Genomic DNA, 22458 nt, shown 5'->3' with positions numbered 1-22458 from the left:
AATTTATGGAAATCGAGCATAATTAAATTGTTATCAAAACGTATAGCTTCCGCTTAGCCTTAATTCGAGCGGATGCATTAAAAAAATTTGTTAGGTAGAAACCACTCCAAGGGATTTTGGACTTCCGATCGCTGTTATCCTCAGATTTCCTGATTGAACCGCTTCTCGCGGTAGAAATCCGAGGATAAAGGCGAACACTCCGTTTCTACAGTTCCAAATTCCCTTTCCGTTCTTTACCTAACCAACTTCCTCTAAATGCTTGAACCGTACTGCACCGGGCTGTACCAGCCGGAAGGCAGCACGTTTTTCTAAAGATTTGCTTCTGCTCCTATGGAGGCAGCAGCCAACGCAAGTACTACTACAACAACAAGGTTATCTGCTACTGCGATAAACAATCAGAGTACTCTAACTTTATAAATTGCTTAAAACTTATGATAAGGGAACGGAGTGACGGAGGGGAATTTTGGAACTGTAGGAGCGATAGCGTCCGCCTAAAAGCTTTCCGTAGGAAAGCTCACTTCGTAAGCATAAGCTTTTCCGGATTTCATCCGCTATTAAGCGGTATAAATCAAGAAATCTGGAAACAACAGCGGCTGGAAGTCCAAACATTCACCGGAGTTGCGACTGACACTTAACAGAAATGATTAAACCGCTCCAGCCACACTAGCAGAATAACCACTCAATCCACCCATCTGCGGGCGGCCGACAGAATGATAAACGAGGCCGGTACCCTCGATTTGCTCCTTGGAATACACGTTGCGTCCATCGATCAATACCCCATTACGCATGCTTTTCGCCAGCTGATGCAGATCAATCTCCTTAAGTAGGCTCCAATCCGTCAGGAGGCATACGGCGTCGCTGCCCTCAGCCGCTTCCTCTGGCAGATTGCACCAGCGAAGCTGCGAATGATCGTATTGCTGCCTGAAATTTGTAGCTGCAATTGGATCATATAGTTTGACTGTTGCCCCCTCAGCCACCAGCGCCTCAACAATCTCTCTGGCTGGAGCTTCGCGGACATCATCAGTATTAGGCTTGAAAGCAAGCCCCCATATCCCTATCGTCGAACCACGCAGGCTGCCAAGTGATTCATGCAGCTTGGAGATGATCATAAACCGTTGTCCCTTGTTCACTTCGACTACAGATTTCAATAATTTGAATTCGTAATCGACGTTGCCTGCAATTTGAATGAGCGCATTAGTGTCTTTCGGGAAACAGGAGCCTCCATAACCGATGCCAGCCTGCAGGAAGGATGACCCAATTCTTTGGTCCATACCCATTCCTTCGGCTACCTCAGTTACATCAGCTCCCACTTTTTCGCAAATATTGGCGATCTCGTTAATAAAGGAAATCTTCGTGGCCAAAAATGCATTTGAAGCATATTTGATCATTTCAGCACTGCGTATATCTGTTACAAATACATTTTCAGTGAAACCCTTATGAAGCTCGCGCATGGTTGGTTCCAGCTCTGGATTATCAAGACCAATGACAATTCTGTCGGGATGGAGAGTATCGCGAATCGCTGACCCCTCACGTAAAAACTCGGGAGCAGACACGATATCAAAAGAATGATGGGTAAACTTAGAGAGCATTTTGGAGATTTTCTCGTTTGTCCCTACGGGAACTGTAGATTTAGTCATAATAATTTTGTGCCCTTCCATCGCTTTAGCGATTTCAGCAGCTGCACCCTCAATGTAGGTTAAGTCTGCTTCGCCATTAGGCAGCGATGGCGTACCTACAGCAAGAATGATAATATCTGAACGGCGCACCGACTCTTGAAGATCTGCAGAAAAAGATAACCGTTCCTCACGAAGATTCAGTTCAATCAGTTCCTCGATTCCCGGCTCATAGATGGGCGATTCCATCTGTTTCAGCTTCTTAATCTTTTCCTCGTCCTTATCCACACAGATGATATGATGTCCGCTAAGTGCAAAGCACACCCCAGATACAAGACCCACATACCCAGTACCGATTACTGTCAGCTTCATACAATCATCCTCCTTTTAGAAAATTGACGTAGGCCTGCTCAACATACTGCTTGAACTTAACCATAAACGCCTGCTCATCGAATTTACGTGCATGCTCCATGATTTGATCGATATCCCAAGCGTAGGACTCTACCTCATAAATAGCCTTAAGCAGATCCTCCACTTCTTGATGCTGAAAAAACACACCATTTACATAAGGAATAATAGTATCTAGTGCTCCACCTGCTTGATAAGCAATTACTGGTCTTCCCGCAGCGTTCGCTTCCAGCGGTGTAATTCCAAAGTCCTCTTCTCCTGGAAAAATAAATGCTCTACACTGTGCCATCATTCCAGTCACTTGCTCATCTTCTAGCCGGCCCAGAAACGATACATTATCCTTAGCCATGCCTTCGAGACGCTTGCGATCCGGTCCATCCCCTACGATATAAAGCTTAAGACCGTTACGGTTAAAAGCCTCTACTGCCAGATCAATCCGCTTGTAGGAAACAAGCCGAGAGACAATTAAATAATAGTCACCAATGGTAGAAGAGCTTGTAAACCGGGCTGTATTAATCGGTGGAAATATGACATCTGCATCCCGGTGATAATAATTCTGAATCCTCGTCTTCACTACTGAAGAATTGGCTACGAACTGATTCACATTTTTGGAAGTCCGTTGGTCCCACGTTTTGAGCTGCTGCATGTATACCTTAAGCATTTTCTTGAACAACCCGGAATTCGACTGACGTTCCATGTAGGTGTCATAATCCCATGCGAAGCGCATAGGCGTATGGCAGTAACAAAGATGAAACGTATGTTTAGGAACTTGAATACTTTTCATAAAAGCACTGCTGGAACTCAGGACGATATCGAAACCGCGAAAGTCCAAATCACGGATGGCCATTGGATAAAGTGGCAGCACCCCTTTAAAATTGGTCTTTACCCCCGGAATCTTTTGCAGCCAGGAGGCACGGATATCCGCATCTTTGAGATTGTCAGTAAGGCGGCTTCCGTTAAAAACCGTTGTGTAGATTGGAGCCTCGGGATACATGTGATGAAAGACTTCCACCACTCTTTCCGCGCCGCCCATTTGGATTAAGTAATCGTGCGCTATCGCAATTTTCATGTGAATCATCCTCAAAGTTTTATGGAGCATCATCTTCAGAATTACCGCGTCATATCATCTGTCAGGTGCCCGCCAACAAACCTTTATAGTAGTCAACGATGTCCTTGACCGTATTCTCGATAACAAAATGCTCTTTCACTCGTTTCATCCCATTGTCCGCCATCCGCCGTCTTTCCTCTGGGTGATCCAGCATCCATTTAATGGAGTCTGCTAGTATCGCCGCGTCACCAGGCTCTATCAGTAGCCCTGTCTCACCTTGAACTACAATTTCTACCGGCCCGCCTTCATTGGAGGCGATCACCGGCAATCCCGCTGCCATTCCTTCAACGATAACTTGGCCAAAAGGCTCAGGAGTTACCGAAGTGTGAATCAGTAAATCAGCAGTATTCATAAGGCCCTGAATATCATCCACATGCCCTAGCATGCTTACATTAGTAAGCTCGTCGTTTTTTATCTTTTGAAGCAATTCCTGCTTATAAGCCTCTTCTCCAAACAGAGCGTCTCCGGCCAGCCAGAACTTCACACGAGGTTCGTTCTTAAAGCTTTTTGCGGCTTCCAGCACAATATGCTGACCCTTCCAATGCGCCAATCGACCAACTAGCAATACGTTGAAATCCTTCTGGTCCCGCATGCCGATCCCATTACCAATCGCTTTAGCGAATGCGGAGTATACGACCAGCGTTTTTTTCGATCGAGGCAGCTCCAAAGCATTCAGCGTAGAATGTGAATTCGCGATGACTCCATTGGGGAGCAGGCGCGACAGCAAACGAATGCCTTTGGCAACGATAGGCTTTAAATAGGGAGCTCCAATATGATCCCGGATGTGCCAGATCAATGGAACGCCCGCTATTTTTGCAGCGATGGCTCCGTATAATGCAGATTTCAGGGAATTGGTGTGCACGCAATCTACCTTCTCCGCTTTTAAGAGCGGCGCAAGCTTGCGGCCATAAGCCAACAGCTTGAAGGCTGCAGCAGGTGCTCCCAAGTTGACTGCATTTCTCCCCCGACTTCTGATACTCTCATCCAGCGCAATAATACGGACATCCATCCCATTTTCACGTAGCCGTTCAGCCAGCGCACCATCCTCAGCCAGGATTACCAGCGGATCAATCTGTTCTCCAATATGGGTAAGGATGTTAAACAGGGCAACTTCTCCACCACTCCATTTAGCAGTGTGATCTATATAGGCCACTCTAAGCATTACGTGGTCACCTCCTCTCCTAAGGCTTGCAGGAACACGGATTCTACTTGATCCGTAACATGCTCCCAGGTATATCTCTCCAGTACATGCTCTCTACATTCATCCCGGCTTGGAAGCAGCTTTCGATTGCTAAGCATATGGATCATACCTTCGGCCATGTGGTCACTACTTGAACTCTTAAATAGCAATTCCGGCCGGAAGCCTTGCAAAATTTCCTTATTGCCGCCAATCGGTGTAGCCATCACTGGCAATCCTGAAGATAAAGCTTCAACGGTAATCAAACCAAAGCCCTCCAATGCCTGTGAGGGAACCACGAACATATCCGCTGCCTGATAATAAGAGACTAGCTCATGATCGGGAATGTAGCCTAGCAGTCTTACCTTATTGCTTAAGCCATAATCGGCGATCTTTTCTTCCAGTTCTCCTCGCAACGGCCCTTTACCACCAATCAGCAGAATTGCATTCGGGAAACGCTCCGCAACTTGCTTCCAGGCTTCAAGCAGCTGTAGTAGTCCCATCCGATTGACCAACCGCCGGACAGTCAGCACGGTTGTTGCTCCCTCAGGTAAATTTAAGCTTCGGCGAATCGCCAATCGATTCGTAGCGGGAATAAAACGTTCCACATTAGCTGCTCCTGGAATCACTATAATTTTGTGTAGAGGCACTCCGTGCAGCTTATGGAGAATGTCGCGGAACGTCTCACTAAGCACGATGAACTTATCCGCTAGCTTATAGGCTCTATGTTCAATGGATTTGGCAATGGTTGTTTTGACCCGATGCTTAATACCTTGGCCTTCGATTTTCATTTCTTCATTCCATGGGCCATGAAAAGTCATCACTACAGGAATCCCACGTTTCTTTGCTTCCAGTGCTGGACCAATACCATAAGGAGCAAAGTGAGTGTATAAAATATCTATACGGCCACTACCCTCTCCCATCAGATCGGCCGCCTTACGCTGGAAAGCATCCTTACGTTTCCAGATCCCATCTTTTGGATCTCCGGCATTGTGAATAATCAATTCCTCAGGGGTAGCAGGCGTTTCTTGACTGCAAATCAGCGCATGCACCCGATTACGTGAGGAGAGTTGCTCGCAAACGGATTTGAAATACGTGTTAAGCCCACCCGGCTGTAGCGACGGCCAGCTAAGGCCAGTCGTCATAATGTTCAATCCGTCACTGTACGGCATAGCTTCTCTCTCCTTTATTCTCCTTCTCGGTCTGACTCGTCTGCGCATTGTGCTGAGTCAGCTTTCCCGATCTAATTAATTCGTAATGCTTGAAGCCGACCATGAATTCATACATGACCCAGAATACGGATACACCGAAACCTGACATTCCCTTCTTGAACAAACCGTGTAAGAAATACTTTTGCAGGAAACGGGCTGGCGGTCTTAACAGCAGATGACTGACCCGAAATCGTTTGCCCTTGGCATACGCACTTTCAGCTTCCAAGTCAGTATACTTATTGAAACGTGCCACATGATCGTTAATACTGCGGTAACCATAATGCCAGAGGGTTCCTGTCAAACGTATGGTTCGCTCTTCAGAGACCTCGGGCATCTCGTGCACCAAGCTGTTTCGAATTCCATACGCTTTGCGGTTGTAAAGGCGCACTAGGTATTCGCCACGATCCAGCCATCTGCCCATAAAATCACCGATCCGGTAGATAGAATAGGCCACCGATTGATCCATAAGCCCCGGTTTCAGTTCAAGAATACTTGCGGCCAACTCGTCGCTGACCACTTCGTCAGTATCAATAAGGAAGACCCAATCATGAACCGCGCGTTCTACTCCGAACTCCCTCTGTTTCGCATATCCGGGCCATGGGTTGACGTATACACGACAATTCAAGCTTTCGGAAAGCTGAACTGTCCCGTCTTTGCTGCCTCCGTCAATCACAACCACCTCGTCGGCGAATAACCTGCAGGATTGTATGGCCTTAGATATTCGAACTTCGTCATCCTGAGCGATGATGACAGCCGATATTGGATAATTGCCTGGGCCGCCTACCACGCTTTTTACTGAATCCATGAAGGTTTCCTCCTTTGTCTTTCGCATTATCCATTCATATCCATCGGTTTCTTGCGAATGTAAGAATTCATCGTCGTCTTCATCCACTGGATGTCCTCCCGGGTAATGAGCAGCCGGGGAAGTTTAACTTTCAAGGTGTACTTTATATTGAGAACAATGAAGAAGAATCGCAGGATTGCTGATGACAGCATCGCTATCCCTGCTCCGAGTAAGCCAAATTTAGGGATGAGCAAGAACAACATTGGGATAACCAAGAGTAAGCCAAAACCTTGAAGCATCGAAACAACTTTTGGCTTGCCTAACGCCATAAAGGCCTGCGCCAGAATGATCGTCCCTCCGCTAATGGTCACTTCAAGGAGCAGCAGGCGAAACACGGTTAATGCCGCGTTGAAATCTTTGCCGTACATCAGCGGAATCACTAAAGGGGCTAAGAGCATCAGGACTACTCCTCCAAGCATGGTGAAGGTCGTACTAATTCGAAAGGCTTTGAATGTTAACTCAACTGCCTGTTCTTTTGACAGCTCAGAGGCCTTGGGAAACAGTACGATAGTAATCGAGCTTGAGAAAAAATTAACCATCCGCGACAAACTCACTGCCACTACATACAGCCCCAAATCAGCAGGTCTTAGCAAGCCAGCAATCACGATCTGATCGATATAATAAGAGAAATTGCCAAGCAAATCATTGCCGTAGGAACCTAGCCCGTAAGTGAACAATCTTTTTAAATTCTGAAAGGCTCCTCTCATCTTCACCTTATAGGTGCGCAGCAAGGAAATCGCCATTCCGATAAACAGCGGCGCTCCCGGAAGGAGATAGGCAATTGCAGTTGTAAAAGGATTCATCCGATCCAGTGCGATCAATATCCCGATTATCGTTAGGGTTAGCAATGGAACTAGATAACGAATCCAATTAAACCTCTTGTATTCACCTCTGAATTGAAAAGCTGCATTGTTAATTTGAGAGATCACTATAATCGGACACAGAATCATTGACCACTGGGCAAAGGTCACAACCTCCGGACTGAAGGATTTCAGCCAATAGGGTAAGACCACTATGCCTATAATCATTGCTATGACCCCAAAAATGATACCGAGCAGCAATGCCATTCGATAAAGCACTCCGGCATCCTCCGGGTTTTTCTTAGCGTTATAAATCAGAGCTGATGGAATCCCAAAACTCATGCTAAACGCCAGAAACTGTGACCAGTTAATCATTGCCGTCTGTTCCCCACGTCCTGCCGGTCCAAGATAACGGGCGGTCAGTACACCCGTTAACATGTTAATCAGTAGGATCATGACACTGACAAACATAGTTTTTACGGCTGCCGAGCTGTTGTCCTTACTTTTTGCGAACAGTCTAAAAGATGACCAGATTGTTCTAGTGGGGAGAGACTTTGCATTCAACTGCTGCATATGGTGTTCCCTTCCTTCTACTTTGAGTAATCTCCCTTGCGCTGAGGCCAAGACCGATCAGCATCCAGATTAAGTATCCCTTGAGTCCGGGAAACCCATTATCTGACACCAGACTGACTATCGCACCGGTCCAAGTAGCTAGCGCGAGTCGGGCGTATGGCTGCAATTGGTCCTTGCTGATTACTCTAGTGAATATCTGTTTGACAACTGCGCCTAAAGCCCCGAAGAAGAAAACAGCACCCAGAACACCAAAGGTAAGCAGTAAGGCGATAACTCCGTTATCCATAATTCCGTACTCTCCAAGCTCGCCGCCGTTGCCAAGCTTAGTCCCTTGACCGACACTGCCAATTCCCTGACCTACTGGATTGGCAGCGACCATCGGCAGCATGTTTTGCCATAAGCTTAACCGTTCATTATAAGAATGATCTTCCTGAACAGAAGAAAGTGTCTCTACCCTAGCGACCAGTCCTTCAGCACCAGGCAATTTAGGCACAACCCAGAACAACGCAGCAGCCACAAAAACTAACTGGATCAAGGTTTTCCACTTTCCCTTAGAGGGAGAGGTTCCAATATACATGAGCAGCATCACCAGAAGAATCAGCCATGCCGCGCGGACTAAAGTGGTCAGCAGGCAGATTACCACCAACAGAACACCAATCCAGCGCAGTGTTCCCCGCCATTTTTTCTCCAGAATCATTGGAACTAAAGCAAATGCTAAGAATGTTGCAGCTGGACCTGGCGAGTTGAGTGTGGAGAACACTCGAATTTCCAATGGATATGGATTCCCGATGGACATCATGTCCGCATGTTTCATCCAGAACACATCCCAAGGTGGCACCGTCAAATACTGGACAATCCCGTAAATGGCAACTAGGACAGCAATATTGGCAAAAGCGGTAAGCAGTCGGTCGATATCCTTCGGCTTGAACTTCGTGACGGCGAAGTACGGCAATAACAGCAGTGGCACAATATAACTCGCTAAGTCATAAACTGAGCCCATGCCATTCTTAGCCAAACCGATTAAAGCACCATAACCCAGCGCTACTGCGAACATTAACATGATCCGCGTGGAGGATTTTTGAATATTGTGAATCTCCTTCAGCAACGGAATAATCAAGGTTACACCGGTTAACAAGGGGGCTAAACTCAGCAAGGATACAGAGTGATACACTCCTTCTGACCAGTCAGCAATGCGGCGTAGCTCTGGAGCTACTGCCCAGATTAGCAAGGTATAAGCAACCAGCATTTTCGGTCTAAGTATGGCTAGTAAGAAAGCCGGGAATAGGATGGCTGAGAGAATGGCTCCCTGCAGACTGTTCGATGAACTTAGCATCGCACTGGAGAAGCCGATGATCAGCGGAAGAGAGACACCTACAGCAGCAGTCCCCCCTATTAATCCAGCCGTCTTGATGAACCTGAGTGATGGGGGCGTAAATACACTCATTCCAAGCCTCCTTCCTTCACCTTATCCCGCTTACGCAGTTCCTTAAGTAATAAAAGTAGAAATTGTGCATCGTCCACAAGATATCTTTTCCAGAGCCGGCCCGGCTCCTGGCTAAGCCGCCAGAACCATTCGAACCCTGTTTTCTGCATGAAGCTGGGTGCTCGTTTCACTGATCCTGACATAAAATCAAAGGTCGCTCCCACTCCGATCGATATCGGAGCTTGATAAGAGGTATAGTGGCGATAAATCCACTTTTCCTGCTTAGGCGCTCCTACACCAACAAACACGATATCTGGCTGGCACTCTGTCAGCATCTCTATAATGCGTTCATTCTCCTCCTCATTGTGCTCGAATCCATAGGATGGAGAATAACAGCCAACCACATTTATTCCGGGATGTGCTGTTTTCAGATTCATTGCTGCCCGTTCCGCCACACCTTCAGCTGAGCCTAAGAAGAACAGCCGGTACTTCCTTTGCTCAAAGGCGTTGCCCAATCGATTAAATAGATCCGCGCCGGATACCTTCTGCTTAAGCGGCTTGCCTAGCATTTTGGATGCCCAGATCAGTGGCATTCCGTCAGCAACAACTGCCCCTGCCTTCGAATATACCGTTTGAAATTCTTTATCCTTACGAAGCTTGATCACATGATCTACATTGCAAGTGAGGATATAAGACTGATTCCTCTCCTGAATGGTTTTATCAATGTAATCAAGCAAATCCATGAAATCATAGTTATCAAAATTGACATCGAACATATTCACTTGATTCATCGTATCACTTCTTTTTGTGGGGAATCGGTTGGCTGTGAAGATCGATACAGGCAGTTCAGGTACCAACAGAACGGAATAATAAATTGGACCGTCGACAGCGTGTTATCAGAGAATGAGTAGATTAAAAACGCTGCAATAAATAACAGATAATAAGGTTTGATCGGTGGAGCCAATGCTCTGTACACCAGAATAAATACAGCCAATAAAGAGAACATCAACAGAATAGCGCCAATATATCCCCCATCGAAGTAAAAGCGGATATACTCGTTGTGCGGAACCACAAAACCTTTGTACAATGTTCCATCATTTGCTACCGTAACTGCACCAAGCCCTCTACCAGACCAAGGAGAATCTGCAGCTTTGTTCAAGAAATACTCCCATGCCTCCGACCTTCCTGATAAATCTACAGCCGTATCTGTCTGTCTCTCAAAGGAACGTTTCTCAAAATTATCGAGCTGCCAAAAGACAGCGACTACAATTAGGAAAAATGCACCCAACAACGGAATTAGCAGATAGGTTCTGCCCTTCAAATATTGACGAAGAATATCATAGAAGTAATAGAGAACGGTAAGTCCAAGTGCCAATATAGGCCCTCTTGTTCCTGTTCCAATCAAGATAAAGAAATTTAGAACTAACATGATATAGAAAAAGCGTGCTTGCTGCGGATTCCGCTTCACCTCTATAAATGGAATCGCTACTCCCATAAAGGCCAGCATCGCTAGATGCGCAGGAATATTAGCCCCCTGAATCCGTACAGCGCCTGTATACTCGATGTTGAGAAAATTATGAACATGCGCAAGCTGCAGCAACAAACCAACCACTACACTAACAAGGGGAAGCATACAGATAATTTTGATTTGCAGCTCGGCTACATTCTTTTTCCAGTTGATTAATAAAAATACGAATGGAATGGATAGACCGATAAAAGCTTTAACAGCAATGGATGAGGTCATTTCCGGCAGCCAAATCGAAGATCCAAAGGTAATCACCAGCAGCGCTACCATTGCCCACAAGGGGTGACTCAGACGAAACCGCAAACCATTGACCAGAATACAAGGAACAAGCAGCATCACGATAACCAATTTATAAAGGGATAGTATCTCCATTCCGAACATGCTGCCATCATATAAAAAGTTAATCGATATTGCTGTCGTGATTAGAACGAAATAACTGATCAGTTCAGGCCGTGAAATCGAGATTCCTAGCAAAATAATCAGAAGCACGGCAGCTATCGCAATCACCGGCTGGTAGATGACCGCCGTTCCAAAGAACAGGGCCGACATGAGATAGAGCATCCCGTATGGCAAAACATTTAATTTGGAGCCCCACTCAAAATTTGTCATGTTAATCCCTCACCCCGCTGCGGAATGCCTCTCCCGATTAAGAATCATATGAAGCGTTCCACGAATACTCTCCAGCCTGCATTTGTTCAAAAGCCTTCTTCCTTTACTTCTTGAGAGGATAGAATCAGCCAGAATATACACGAGCTTAGCGGCTGTCTTTCCCACTAGAAGCAGCTTGCCTTTTAGTCCTTCGCTTTTCATAGCGTTAGAGATACCTTGGCTATAATAGCGCCTCATAATCCAATCTTCCGTCAAACGGGCCGCCGGAACGAAATGGTCAACCGCCATTTCCGGATGGTAGAGGATGGAATGCCCTTCTTTTTGAATCTGTCCGAATAACCAGGTCTCTTCACCGGAGAGTAGAGAATCACCCTTTCTTCCTAAATCTAGGGGAAAAAGGCTGATGTCGAATACGAGCTTCCGCATCGCCATATTGGCCCCACAAGGATGAAGTTGCTTGGGATATTCCTTAATCCGGCTACCTAAATCAACAATCGTGTACGGAAGCTCAAAGGGTTTAATCAACCAGTCCGGACGTTTACTTTCGAATATAGGAGCGATTTTGCCTCCCATAGCCATGACCTCCGGTTTACTCTCGAAAGTACTGACAATCGTTGTTATCCATCGCTGGCAAGGTATCGCATCATCATCGAGAAAGGCAATCAGCGGCGATTTGGAAGCCAGAATTCCTGTATTTCTAGCCGCTGAAAGCCCCTGCATAGGTTCCATCATGTAGCGGAGATCTATATCAGCTCCATGCTTTCCTATAAACTTTTTGACGCAAGCTTCTGTATCATCCTTGGAACAATTATCCACAACAATGATCTCCGCCTGCTCTAAGTGATCCAGCTTTAAAAGTGACTGAAGCGTCTTGATCAATAAAGGTGCTCTGTTGTAGGTACAGATGATAATGGAAAGCTTAGGAACGTCTCCGTATTCACGCATCGGCATTCACCTAATTTCCACATTATTAATAAGCATCTTTTGAACCGAGTAACATCAGTCCGGTTTTAGCAATGATTTTTAGATCCAGCATGGTGCTCCGAATATGGATGTAGGTTAAGTCCAGCTGTACCATTTCGTCGAAGCCGACACTGTTTCGGGCATTCACTTGCCAATATCCGGTACAGCCTGGTGTAACCGTCAAACGCTGTTTGTCATATTCCGTATACTGAGCCACCTCTTCAGGCAGTGGAGGACGAGGACCGACTAGACTCATTTGACCTATCAGCACATTCCACAGCTGAGGCAGCTCATCGATGCTCGTCTTGCGCAGGAATCTCCCTATCTGTGTGATCCGCGGATCGTTCTTAATCTTGAACATGGCACCGCTCACTTCGTTATAGGCCATCAGGTTTTCTTTTAACTCTTCAGCGTTACTAACCATGGATCTGAACTTATACATCGGGAACTGCATTTCATTCTTCCCAACCCGGTTTTGCCGAAAGAACACCTTTCCTTTCGGATCCTCCAGCTTGATCAGAATCGCCACGACAACAAATAATGGCATTAACACGAGAAGACCAAGAGCGGAAAAAAAGATATCGATCATCCGTTTCATTATCAAATAGGACTCCGCTTCTTTCCTTCTCTCATCGGTATGCAGCATGTAAAGTTTCGGCAGGACCGCCTCGTAGTCTTCCGGCAGTTTTTGCATGCTCATCCTCCTCATCTAAAATTTTGCGAACTCAACTTAACTACTCAAGCTGGTTTGTCCCATTTTATTCAGCCATTCCGACATTGCATCCATCACCGGATAGCGCAAATCTTCGCTCTGCAGTGCAAATTCAAGTGTTGTCAAAATATATCCAAGCCGTTCGCCGACATCATATCTTGTTCCGTCAAAATTATAGGCATATACCCGTTCGCTTTGATTCAGCTTCTGAATGGCATCTGTCAATTGGATCTCTCCGCCAGCGCCTTCTTCCATCAAATCAAGATACTTAAAGATCTTCGGAGTAAACACATAACGGCCCATGATTGCCAGATTGGAAGGCGCAGTACCTAATGGCGGCTTCTCTACAAAATTGTTAACCCGATACAATTTACCGTCCTGTAAATCCGGTTCAATAATACCGTAACGATTCGTGAATTCATCAGGAATCTCTTGAACTCCGATAACCGAGTTTTGTGTTTCTTCATATTGATCGATCAGCTGCTTAAGGCAAGGTACGGCTCCTGTGACGATATCATCGCCTAACATGACACCAAATGGCTCATCACCGATAAACCGTCTTGCACACCATACGGCATGCCCCAGACCCTTTGGTTCTTTCTGGCGAATATAGTGAATCTCTACCTTGGCTGAACGCTGAACCTCTTTAAGCAGATCCAGTTTTCCATCTTCCAGAAGCCGAGACTCCAGCTCAAACGCATTGTCAAAATGATCCTCGATGGCTCTTTTACCTTTACCAGTAACAATGATGATATCTTCAATACCGGAAGCAATTGCTTCCTCCACAATGTATTGAATCGTTGGTTTATTGATAATCGGAAGCATTTCTTTAGGCATGGCTTTTGTTGCAGGAAGAAAGCGCGTACCTAGTCCTGCCGCGGGTATGATTACTTTTTTCACCTTTTTCATCGCACTTTACCTCCTAAAAGTTTTGTGAGCATTAGCTTCAATGATTTGACTTCGTACAAAACTCACTTCGAAAGCATAAACGTTTACTTAGCCTGATTCATGGCAATTCCGATTAGATTGGAGCCGGTTTGTTCAAGCAGCGTCTTCGCTTTGCGAATCGATTCCCGTTTGGACTTTCCGTATCTGGCCACCAGGATCACGCCATCTGCTTGAGGTGCCAATATCCGAGCATCACTGAAGTCGACTGCCGAAGGAGAATCCAGCAGGATCAGATCGTAGTTTTCTTTTAGTTCCTCGAGCAAAGCGGTCATTTTAGGGTTACCTAGCAAATCAGGCGGACTAACATGCGTTTTACCCGCCGGGATGACCGAAAGATTGGCCAAATTTCCGAGGACAGCGATGTTATCCGCTTCCTCTTGCCCACTTAAATAAGCCGCAAGTCCGTCACTCCCCTCTACTTCAAACACGGTATGAAGACCGGGATGTCGCAGATTGCAGTCCACCACCGCTACCTTCTTGCCATCCTGGACGAAAGACACCGCTAGATTTGACAAAATCGTCGTCTTGCCTGCTCCAGCTTCTGCTGACGTAAAGAGTAGCACTTTTCCTCCACTACCCTGCGCTATTCCAAGCTGGCGTATATATGTGCGTAGCGATCGGAACGATTCGGAGATATGCGAGGATGGATTAACGTCTGTAACCAGACTCTTATTTAGCCGCAACATAAGCACCCTCCTTTACTCTGGTGTCGCCTGCCGCCTTACCCAAATCACGTTTACGAATGGTTGCGATCGAAGCAATTACCGGAAGACCAAGGTCATATTCCGCTTCCTTTTCAGACCTTAATGTGCCGTTAAGAGTTTCCATCAGCAAAATAATTCCTAGGGCAGCCATAAGCGATACAACAAAGCTGATGATGAGATTCATCGCAAACCCGCCGTTCGAGGGCCCTGGAACATCAGTCGGATCGGCCGGTGTCAGCAAGGTAACATTGTCTACCCTCATCAGCGATGGCAATTCACGAATGAATGTCTGCGAAACCGCATTTACGATCCCGGCAGCTTTGGTGTAGTTTTCATCCTGAACATTGAGGTTGATCACCTGGCTCTTCTCTGAAGTTTTAATCTCAAGCTTCTGACTTAGTTCATCAGCCGTCAGACCAAACTCCGGGTGATTTTCTATTACGCTTTTCATGATGGTCGGTGATTTCATAATTTCCTTGTAACTCTCAATTAAATTCAGGCTAAAGCTCAAATCATTAAGATTGTTGCTCTCGGGAGCCTTGGCAATATTGTTGACAAGCAGCTGTCCGGAAGCGGAATAGACGGGTTCAACGAAGTTTTTACTAACGTAGTAAGTCGTAGCACAGGAGATCAAAACGAACACCATGATGAGCCAAAACCTTTTTTTAATCAGGTTAATGTAATCCAGAATCGTCTTTTCCACAGTAACCCTCCTTCCGCTAAAATTACATTCTGAAAGCATTCATGAAAGTTTCAGTTGTTGCTTTAATTCTATCAATCCACACCATTCGCCACATGGCTCATACCATCACTTTCCTCTTCACTTTGGAGTAAGACGTTGTACTCCTTAAGAGGGGGGTGAGGTATACTTTAGTGCCATATTTAGGGCTAATTTAAGTTTTGACGCACAAAAAAACACGGACATCCAGTCCGTGTTTATGTACAATGCTTATAAATTAGTTCAACTTTCACTCATAAGACATTTCATATTTGGTCAATCCGACAGCATTTGCGTAAAGCGCTGCCTGTGTACGATCTGCCACCTGTAATTTCGCTAAAATCTGACTGACATGCTTTTTCACTGTAAATTCACTAATAAAAAGACGTGAGGCAATTTCTCTGTTGCAAGCGCCCTGTCCTAGTTCGATTAAGACTTCCTTCTCTTTCGGGGTCAATTCATCGGTCGGACTACTTCCACTCATTCGCATCTTATCTTCCATCAGACCAGGATCATAATACTTTCTTCCTTTATGGACCAATTGGATAGCAAATAGTAACTCTTCTGGCAATGCCTCTTTCAGTACATATCCGTCTACCAGCACTTCCTCAGCTTTCAGAAAATCCTCTCTGCTTGCAGATGATGTCAGCAGAATAAACTTACTAACGATACCACGAGCACGTGCTGTCTTGATGACATCAAGTCCTGATTCATCCGCTAGTTTAAGATCAATGAGTACAAGGTCAGGCTGCGTCTCCTCAATCACAAGTAGCGCTTCTTGGCCGTTCGTCGCCTCTCCAGCAAACTTCACATTCGGTTGCATCGAAATAACGGATGCCAGCCCTCTTCTAACTAGAGGATGATCATCTACAATGACGATTTTCATAGAAACGACCTCCCGCTCTAAAGTTTATGCATTCTTTAATTCAGCTACACCCACAGGAATGGAAATCAAGATTCTCGTTCCCATATTTTCATTACTGGACAGCTGGAAGTCGCCACCTAGCGACTGCGTCAAATATTGCATATTCTTCATGCCAAGCCCACTTGCACTATCTTCGGATTCAATCCATAACAAATCAGTATCAAAACCAACACCATTGTCACAAATCAATAATCGGATCCAAGTCGGCTTCAGAGACAGTTCTACATCCACTCGACTGGCAGCGCCATGCCTGATGGCATTTCCAGTGGCTTCAGAGATAATCCGAAAAAGCGCCTTGTGGTAAGGATAAGGGAGACTGAAATCATCTCCCGTTATTTTTAATTCAATATCAACATCATTTAATCTGGATAAACTCTGCAAATGTGATCTTACCATACCGAGCCATGTAGGTCCGCCGCTCTTCTTAGAGCTAAGACTGTAAATCGTAATCCGCAGTTCTTTGGCTACCTTAGTAGCAGAATCATGAATAAGCTCGATTTGCTCCTCCAGCTCAGAATCCTTCATTTTCTTCCACGTTTCCTTCAGCGAATGGGTAGCATACACGATCCCAAAAAGACTCTGGGATACACTGTCATGCATTTCATCTGCAATCCGGTTCTGCTCATTCGTGATGATCAGACGGTTCTCAATCACACCTAGCTCATGACGTTCAAGAATATTCGCACTTAGCTCAGATAGGAATATCAATTGCTGGATATACCATCTCCGGCCTTCCAGCCCCTCTGTAGACTCCAGCTTGAGTCCAATTACCCCTACAAAACGGGTGCTCATCCGTACAGGCATCAGCAGGAAGTCCCCTAATCCCGGAAGACTTCTAAAAATAGGCTCTCGCTGCAATCTCCATTCATGCTCATGTTTTCCCAGTTCAGAAAATAAGAACTGTTCCTCTTCCTGCTGCCAGCCGGTCTGCCTGCTCTGCGGCGCTGGTTCTCCGCTTTTCTTAGCGAACCAAAACAAAGCCTTATCCAGCTTCGTTAGCTTAACAACATAATCGGTGATCACTTGACCGATATTCATGAAATCATGTTGGCTTGAGGTTTCCACGATATGATATAACGATTTGATATGCTCCATCGTCTCTTTCGTGCGAGCAATCGATTCCTCACGTTGACGCTTCATCCGATTAACGCTCTGCATTATTATAACCGCAAGTACCAGCGTTAGAAACAGATTCCCATTTACATACACAACTTCGAGAAAAGTTTTGTTCGCAGAATTGATAAAAAAATAACAGAACACCGCAAAAATACTGATGTAACTTAAAAGCAGCGACCATCCAAAATAAATAGACAATGAGCCTGCAGCAATCAATACAGGGTTTAGCACATAGAGTCTAAAGGAACTCTCGTACCCACCGGTAAACAAAGTCAATACAATAATTCCCACCATCTCTATACTAACAGCCAGGACGAGAGTCTTTGGCCTGCTTCGTAACCTCCGATAAAAAAATGAGAACGTTTGTGCAAACAGAAAAAGTATGGCAATAACAAGGCATTTATAAATTACGGAAGGTCCCGTTTTATCTAGAAGATACATGAGCGATGTGAGGGACAAAGAGAAGTACCTGTAATACTCAATCAGTTTGTCTTCTGCAGTTGGTTTGATTTTCATCCCACCACCCTATTCTCCAGTTTTTTTGGAAAATGCGAGATTGTACTGTGCTCGATAAAAGCATCATACATGAGAAAAATCACAATAACAAGTTGACATTTCCCATGTTTACGCTTCCATTTGAAAAATAGTTACAAAAAATTTATTATTTTTTCAGAAGATTTTATACCTAAAATTTGTCATTTTATCCACTATAGTTATTAAGAACTAACGTATTTATGTAATATTAATCCATAATTTTCAACATATCTTATAAAACGACAACAATTATACAATTATAACAATTCACATTGGGACTCTAGTAGTATGATGTCGATTTAAATGTTACTACGACAAAGCTGTGGCGCAATCCCCATATATTTTTTAAATAACCGTGAAAAATAGAATGGATCATTATAATGAAGCATGCCCGATATTTCTTTCACTTGTAATGAGGTGTTTAGAAGCAGCTTTTTGGCCTCAGCCATTTTAAGACGGTGAATATATTCATGAAGTGGATACCCGCTACTACGCCGAACAAGACGACGAAGGGTAGACATCGAGATATGATGTTTAGCCGCAATTTGCTCTAGGTCCATTTCACCATAAATACATAAATTTAGGTCTTCCCGAATCTGACGCATATAATCTGCCTGAGCATTCCAGCTTTTCTCTTCTATTATAAAAGAACACTCCAATAGCATTCTTTCAACGAGTAGTGCGGCCCGATCTGCATCTGCAGGTTCTCCACTCTCCATCCGTTCTAGCACTTCTTCAAATAAGGTCGAAAGACCCATAATCGATTTCGCTTGGAACACATTTCCGCCTGCGATTAAACCCGATTCCAACCATTCGGATACACGTGTCCCATTAAAATTAATATAATACTCATCCCAGCTCCCTCCAGGTGGTGGGCCGAAATTGTAGCTGTATCCTGGGCGAAAAAAGAATAAGCTTCCTTCACGCACCTGCTGTTCTTTCCCCGAAGTCTCCATATAGGTGCCACCACCTGATACTATGTAAACAATAGCCCAGTGTTCAAAAACTACACCGGAACGGAATAACGTTCTTCCTGGCAAATGGCCGGCTTGTCCTACTCTTATATTTTTAAGCTTCAGCTTGGAGGACTCAACCTTCGGATCAATAATTCGTATTGGATATGGACTGATCATATAATCCATGTGCTTGGACATTATAGGTATTCCTCCCCTTGTTTAGTAGTGATAAGGTTATGGTGAAGTTGATCATATTCTACATGAATAAGAGGTGTCCACGCTATGCTTAATCATTCTACACTACTGCTTCTACCTAATCCGCGTGAAATCACATTGTCACAAGGCTCCTTCCGTTTCCCAATAAGCGGAAGCATCGTGCTTCCTAGTACAGGAGAACAATGTGCAAAGCCAGCTGCACAAAAGCTGCAAACTGTGATTAAACAAGCCCTAAATCTTCATTTGACCTTATCCATTGGCACACGCCCAACGGTTGTATCCGCTTGTACCTTTCGCTATGTGCCATTATTATCTGAGCAGGCATATGAGATTGTTATTGATCAGAGCGGTATCGTTGTCTCCTATAGCTCACCTGTCGGAGCCTTCTACGCAGTGACAACCCTGAAACAAATCATAGAACAAAGCGGCAGATCTATTCCTCATCTACATATTCACGATGAACCTGATTTTGGTGCGAGAGGGATAACCATTGATATCAGCCGCAATAAAATCCCGAAGCAAGAAACCTTGTACCGAATCATTGACCTTATGGCCGATCTAAAGATGAACCAGCTTCAGCTATATATAGAAGGTGCTCCATTCGCATATGAATCTTTCCCTCAAGTGTGGGAGCTTGAGACACCGATCACTGGAGAGGAAATCTTGCTTCTGGATGCCTACTGCAAGGCGCGTTATATTGAGCTTGTTCCGAACCAGAACAGCTTTGGACATATGGAAGGCTGGCTTTCCCGTCCTGAATTCAATGCTTTGGCCGAAATCCCAGAGGGATTTATGCTTCCTAAGGAATTGTACATGGGAGATGTATATCCAGAAGGACTATTTATGCATCCAGGCACATTTGATACCGAAGATCCTGCCGTACTCCCTCTGCTAGAAAAAATGTTCGACGATCTACTTCCTTACTTCTCCTCTAATCAATTTAATGTTGGCTGTGACGAGACGTATGAGCTTGGTCTTGGCAAAAGCAAAGCGCTAGCTGAAGCACAAGGCAAAGGTCAGATCTATTTATCTTTTCTTCAGAAGATTTATGAGCTCGTTACGAAACGTGGCAAAACAATGCAATTCTGGGGCGATATTATTATCCAGCATCCTGAACTAATCCCTCATCTGCCTAAAGATATTATTGCTATGGAATGGGGCTACAGTGCGGAACATCCTTTCGAGTCGGATACCCTCAAATTCCGTGAAGCAGGCATTCCTTTCTATGTCTGCCCAGGCACCAGCTCATGGAACTCTATTACTGGGCGTAGCGACAATATGTTTGCCAATCTGCGTAGCGCAGCTATTCATGGCAAGAACAATGGTGCCATCGGCTATCTCATTACCGATTGGGGTGATCACGGGCACTGGCAGCATCTCCCAATCAGCTATACTGGATATGTTTACGGTGCTGCGCTTGCCTGGAATGTAGATAACAATCTAGATGTGAACACTGCAAAGTATTTAAATACATTCATCTTCGCGGATCGCTCCGAGGGTATTGGTCAACTACTCCTTGATCTGGGAAATTACTATCAGCTTGAATCTGAGATTATTCGTTCAAATGATACGGAAATGTCTCTGCTGCTTCGCACCAATCTCGATAATTTGTTAATTGTAGAGAAACTTACCAAAGAACATTTCAACAATCTCGAAGAATACATGCTTTCTATCGAGGCACGTCTCTCGGGACTTGATCTTCAATGCGATGATGCTGAACTTGTCCTAAAGGAACTGAGTAACGGAATCCATTTTGTGAAGCATGCTGTACAGCTTGGCAGAATTAAATTGCAGCTGGCATCCGCACCAGATTCCATTGAACCTAATCTGATTACGGAGCAAATCAATGATTTGAATGTTCTTCTTCATCAATATCGTCTATTGTGGACCGAGCGCAACCGACTCGGTGGGTTAGATCAAAGTATCTGGAGACTTGTGCGACTAAGAGGTCAATACGAAGCATTGAAATCGAAGTAATTCCTCATCCTTGCTGCAATTGGCGAGTCGAACGCTGAATTCAGCGTTTCCGACTCGCTAAGCGCAGCTCTTCATATTGATTTTCAAGCATCTCCCGCTCCCGTTTTTCATGCTTTTCTCTGCCAATTCCCTCTTTCTTACTTTCCTCATCCTCATAGATTTGCCACAGATCAGAGAACAAATAATCTTTGATTTCTACTGTTTTCCCATTCAAAATCCCACTTGTCCAAATAAGTCCTGCTGAGGTACGCATCACAATGCGGCCGTCTGGCGTCTCAGCCTTTTGCCCCATTCGAATATTCATAAGCATTTGGCCAAAAGTATAGCACTCCATTTGTCCTGAAACCTCCTAAATTTTAGTTGTAATGGAATAAAGAGAAGGATATAATCAGGGCGAAAGAACCAGTTTTTTGTAGTTTAATTGTAGGAGGGATGCAATGGATTGGCTAAATGATTACGAAGAAGAACTCCGCTTAGTATTTCAAGAGAGCAGAAAGATCATCTCCGAATTTCCAGAGCCTCTAAATTCACAAGGCATGTCCTATCTTGAACATTTTAACGTATTCAATGCGGAAAGCCACAAAAATTACATATGTTATCTATTACCCTTTTGGCTTCAGAAAGGCTGCGGACTCTCAGCAGAAATTACCCATCAAATGTCGATGGGCAATGTCTTCTTCATGTTATATTTTTTCATACAGGATGACCTGATGGACAGCAAAGAATCCTCTACATACGAAAGACTACCTTTGGCGAACCTACTCTATGTTGAATTTTTGAATATCTACAGAGGTTTGTTGCCGAATGACTCCTCTTTCTGGACCTCGTTCAATCGTTATATTACTCAATGGGCAGACAGTGTCAGTAATGAAACCGCCAGCGACTATTTTCTTAACGATCGGATTAAAATTTCTTATAAAGCCAGTCCGCTCAAACTATCCAGTACCGCTGCCCTTCTGCTATCAGGTAAGGATTCTCTTGTACCGCAGTCTGAGGAAATGATCGATTCTGTTCTGCTTACACTGCAAATGCTTGACGACTATGAAGACTGGAACGAAGATTTATCAGAAGGCAGTTATAATTATAATTGTCTCCTCTCACTCACACGAAGCTATCTATCCACTGATAAAGCAACCACACTCACATCAAAAGAAGTCGAATTCTTCCTGTTTACGGCAAACGGACTACGTACCTATGCCGAATTAGCGCAGGATACCCATCGCAAAGTGATGGCTTCCAGTTTGGATGTCCCCCATCTCTTAGCGTTCCACTCCATGCTGGTGACTAACTTACAACAGATCTCCGATTCCATCGAAGCAGAGAAGCAGCTTTTACAAGGTGGCGGCTTATTTTATTTTTTGTCAAAAAATATACAATAATTCTATTATTTTGTAATAA

The 22458-nt window shown here is 44.8% G+C and carries 20 protein-coding genes; 2 read left to right on the top strand and 18 right to left on the bottom strand.

What is annotated here, in order from left to right; genetic code table 11:
• Nucleotides 1–644 precede the first annotated feature (644 nt).
• The 17 genes from QNH28_RS04815 to QNH28_RS04735 form a co-directional block, all read right to left on the bottom strand.
• Nucleotides 645–1985, bottom strand: a complete 1341-nt coding sequence (locus QNH28_RS04815) for a UDP-glucose dehydrogenase family protein (RefSeq protein WP_283910391.1) — start codon at nucleotides 1983–1985, stop codon at nucleotides 645–647.
• Nucleotides 1986–1989: 4 nt separating this feature from the next.
• Nucleotides 1990–3090, bottom strand: coding sequence for a glycosyltransferase (locus tag QNH28_RS04810; protein ID WP_036676592.1), 1101 nt, complete (start codon nucleotides 3088–3090; stop codon nucleotides 1990–1992).
• A 61-nt stretch (nucleotides 3091–3151) separates the two neighbouring features.
• Entirely contained in the window at nucleotides 3152–4291 is a 1140-nt protein-coding gene (locus QNH28_RS04805) for a glycosyltransferase family 4 protein (protein WP_283910390.1), read from the bottom strand.
• Nucleotides 4291–5478 carry a glycosyltransferase family 4 protein gene (locus QNH28_RS04800; RefSeq protein WP_283910389.1) on the bottom strand — a complete coding sequence of 396 codons (1188 nt, stop codon included), beginning with the start codon at nucleotides 5476–5478 and terminating at the stop codon, nucleotides 4291–4293. Before QNH28_RS04800 ends, QNH28_RS04805 begins: the two co-directional genes overlap by 1 nt.
• Nucleotides 5465–6322 (bottom strand): glycosyltransferase family 2 protein, encoded by an 858-nt coding sequence (locus tag QNH28_RS04795; protein ID WP_283910388.1) that lies wholly within the window; start codon nucleotides 6320–6322, stop codon nucleotides 5465–5467. Before QNH28_RS04795 ends, QNH28_RS04800 begins: the two co-directional genes overlap by 14 nt.
• Before the next feature lie 26 nt (nucleotides 6323–6348).
• Nucleotides 6349–7734: an oligosaccharide flippase family protein gene (locus QNH28_RS04790; RefSeq protein WP_283910387.1), complete on the bottom strand. Its 1386-nt coding sequence runs from the start codon at nucleotides 7732–7734 to the stop codon at nucleotides 6349–6351.
• Nucleotides 7700–9178 (bottom strand): O-antigen ligase family protein, encoded by a 1479-nt coding sequence (locus QNH28_RS04785; protein ID WP_283910386.1) that lies wholly within the window; start codon nucleotides 9176–9178, stop codon nucleotides 7700–7702. Before QNH28_RS04785 ends, QNH28_RS04790 begins: the two co-directional genes overlap by 35 nt.
• Nucleotides 9175–9948: a WecB/TagA/CpsF family glycosyltransferase gene (locus tag QNH28_RS04780; RefSeq protein ID WP_283910385.1), complete on the bottom strand. Its 774-nt coding sequence runs from the start codon at nucleotides 9946–9948 to the stop codon at nucleotides 9175–9177. The genes QNH28_RS04785 and QNH28_RS04780 overlap by 4 nt, the downstream gene beginning before the upstream one ends.
• The gene (locus tag QNH28_RS04775; protein WP_283910384.1) at nucleotides 9945–11291 is read right to left on the bottom strand and encodes an O-antigen ligase family protein; all 1347 of its coding nucleotides are present in this window, start codon (nucleotides 11289–11291) and stop codon (nucleotides 9945–9947) included. Before QNH28_RS04775 ends, QNH28_RS04780 begins: the two co-directional genes overlap by 4 nt.
• Nucleotides 11292–11300: 9 nt before the next feature.
• Nucleotides 11301–12236: a glycosyltransferase gene (locus tag QNH28_RS04770; protein WP_283910383.1), complete on the bottom strand. Its 936-nt coding sequence runs from the start codon at nucleotides 12234–12236 to the stop codon at nucleotides 11301–11303.
• A gap of 25 nt (nucleotides 12237–12261) precedes the next feature.
• The gene (locus tag QNH28_RS04765; RefSeq protein WP_283910382.1) at nucleotides 12262–12954 is read right to left on the bottom strand and encodes a sugar transferase; all 693 of its coding nucleotides are present in this window, start codon (nucleotides 12952–12954) and stop codon (nucleotides 12262–12264) included.
• A gap of 30 nt (nucleotides 12955–12984) precedes the next feature.
• Nucleotides 12985–13875: a UTP--glucose-1-phosphate uridylyltransferase GalU gene (gene galU, locus QNH28_RS04760; RefSeq protein ID WP_036676615.1), complete on the bottom strand. Its 891-nt coding sequence runs from the start codon at nucleotides 13873–13875 to the stop codon at nucleotides 12985–12987.
• 83 nt (nucleotides 13876–13958) lie between these two features.
• A complete protein-coding gene (locus QNH28_RS04755; protein WP_042185169.1) occupies nucleotides 13959–14600 on the bottom strand; it encodes a CpsD/CapB family tyrosine-protein kinase in 642 nt (213 codons plus the stop codon).
• Nucleotides 14584–15321, bottom strand: coding sequence for a YveK family protein (locus QNH28_RS04750; RefSeq protein WP_283910381.1), 738 nt, complete (start codon nucleotides 15319–15321; stop codon nucleotides 14584–14586). The genes QNH28_RS04755 and QNH28_RS04750 overlap by 17 nt, the downstream gene beginning before the upstream one ends.
• A gap of 265 nt (nucleotides 15322–15586) precedes the next feature.
• On the bottom strand, nucleotides 15587–16222 hold the full coding sequence (locus tag QNH28_RS04745) for a response regulator (RefSeq protein ID WP_283910380.1): 636 nt from the start codon (nucleotides 16220–16222) through the stop codon (nucleotides 15587–15589).
• A 24-nt stretch (nucleotides 16223–16246) separates the two neighbouring features.
• Complete coding sequence (locus tag QNH28_RS04740; RefSeq protein ID WP_283910379.1) at nucleotides 16247–17671, bottom strand: sensor histidine kinase; 1425 nt, start codon at nucleotides 17669–17671, stop codon at nucleotides 16247–16249.
• Between the two features lie 539 nt (nucleotides 17672–18210).
• Entirely contained in the window at nucleotides 18211–19065 is an 855-nt protein-coding gene (locus QNH28_RS04735; protein WP_283910378.1) for an AraC family transcriptional regulator, read from the bottom strand.
• Nucleotides 19066–19149: 84 nt separating this feature from the next.
• On the opposite strand from QNH28_RS04735, the gene QNH28_RS04730 reads away from it, so the two are divergent.
• Nucleotides 19150–21060: a beta-N-acetylhexosaminidase gene (locus tag QNH28_RS04730; RefSeq protein ID WP_283910377.1), complete on the top strand. Its 1911-nt coding sequence runs from the start codon at nucleotides 19150–19152 to the stop codon at nucleotides 21058–21060.
• A 40-nt stretch (nucleotides 21061–21100) separates the two neighbouring features.
• Here QNH28_RS04730 and QNH28_RS04725 read toward each other — a convergent pair whose 3' ends face one another.
• Complete coding sequence (locus QNH28_RS04725; protein WP_283910376.1) at nucleotides 21101–21394, bottom strand: hypothetical protein; 294 nt, start codon at nucleotides 21392–21394, stop codon at nucleotides 21101–21103.
• A gap of 103 nt (nucleotides 21395–21497) precedes the next feature.
• On the opposite strand from QNH28_RS04725, the gene QNH28_RS04720 reads away from it, so the two are divergent.
• The gene (locus tag QNH28_RS04720; protein WP_283910375.1) at nucleotides 21498–22439 is read left to right on the top strand and encodes a hypothetical protein; all 942 of its coding nucleotides are present in this window, start codon (nucleotides 21498–21500) and stop codon (nucleotides 22437–22439) included.
• Nucleotides 22440–22458: the final 19 nt, after the last annotated feature.

This window comes from Paenibacillus sp. G2S3 (genome assembly GCF_030123105.1).
Classification (GTDB): Bacteria; Bacillota; Bacilli; order Paenibacillales; family Paenibacillaceae; genus Paenibacillus_AQ.
This window is presented reverse-complemented; position numbering and strand designations above follow the sequence as displayed.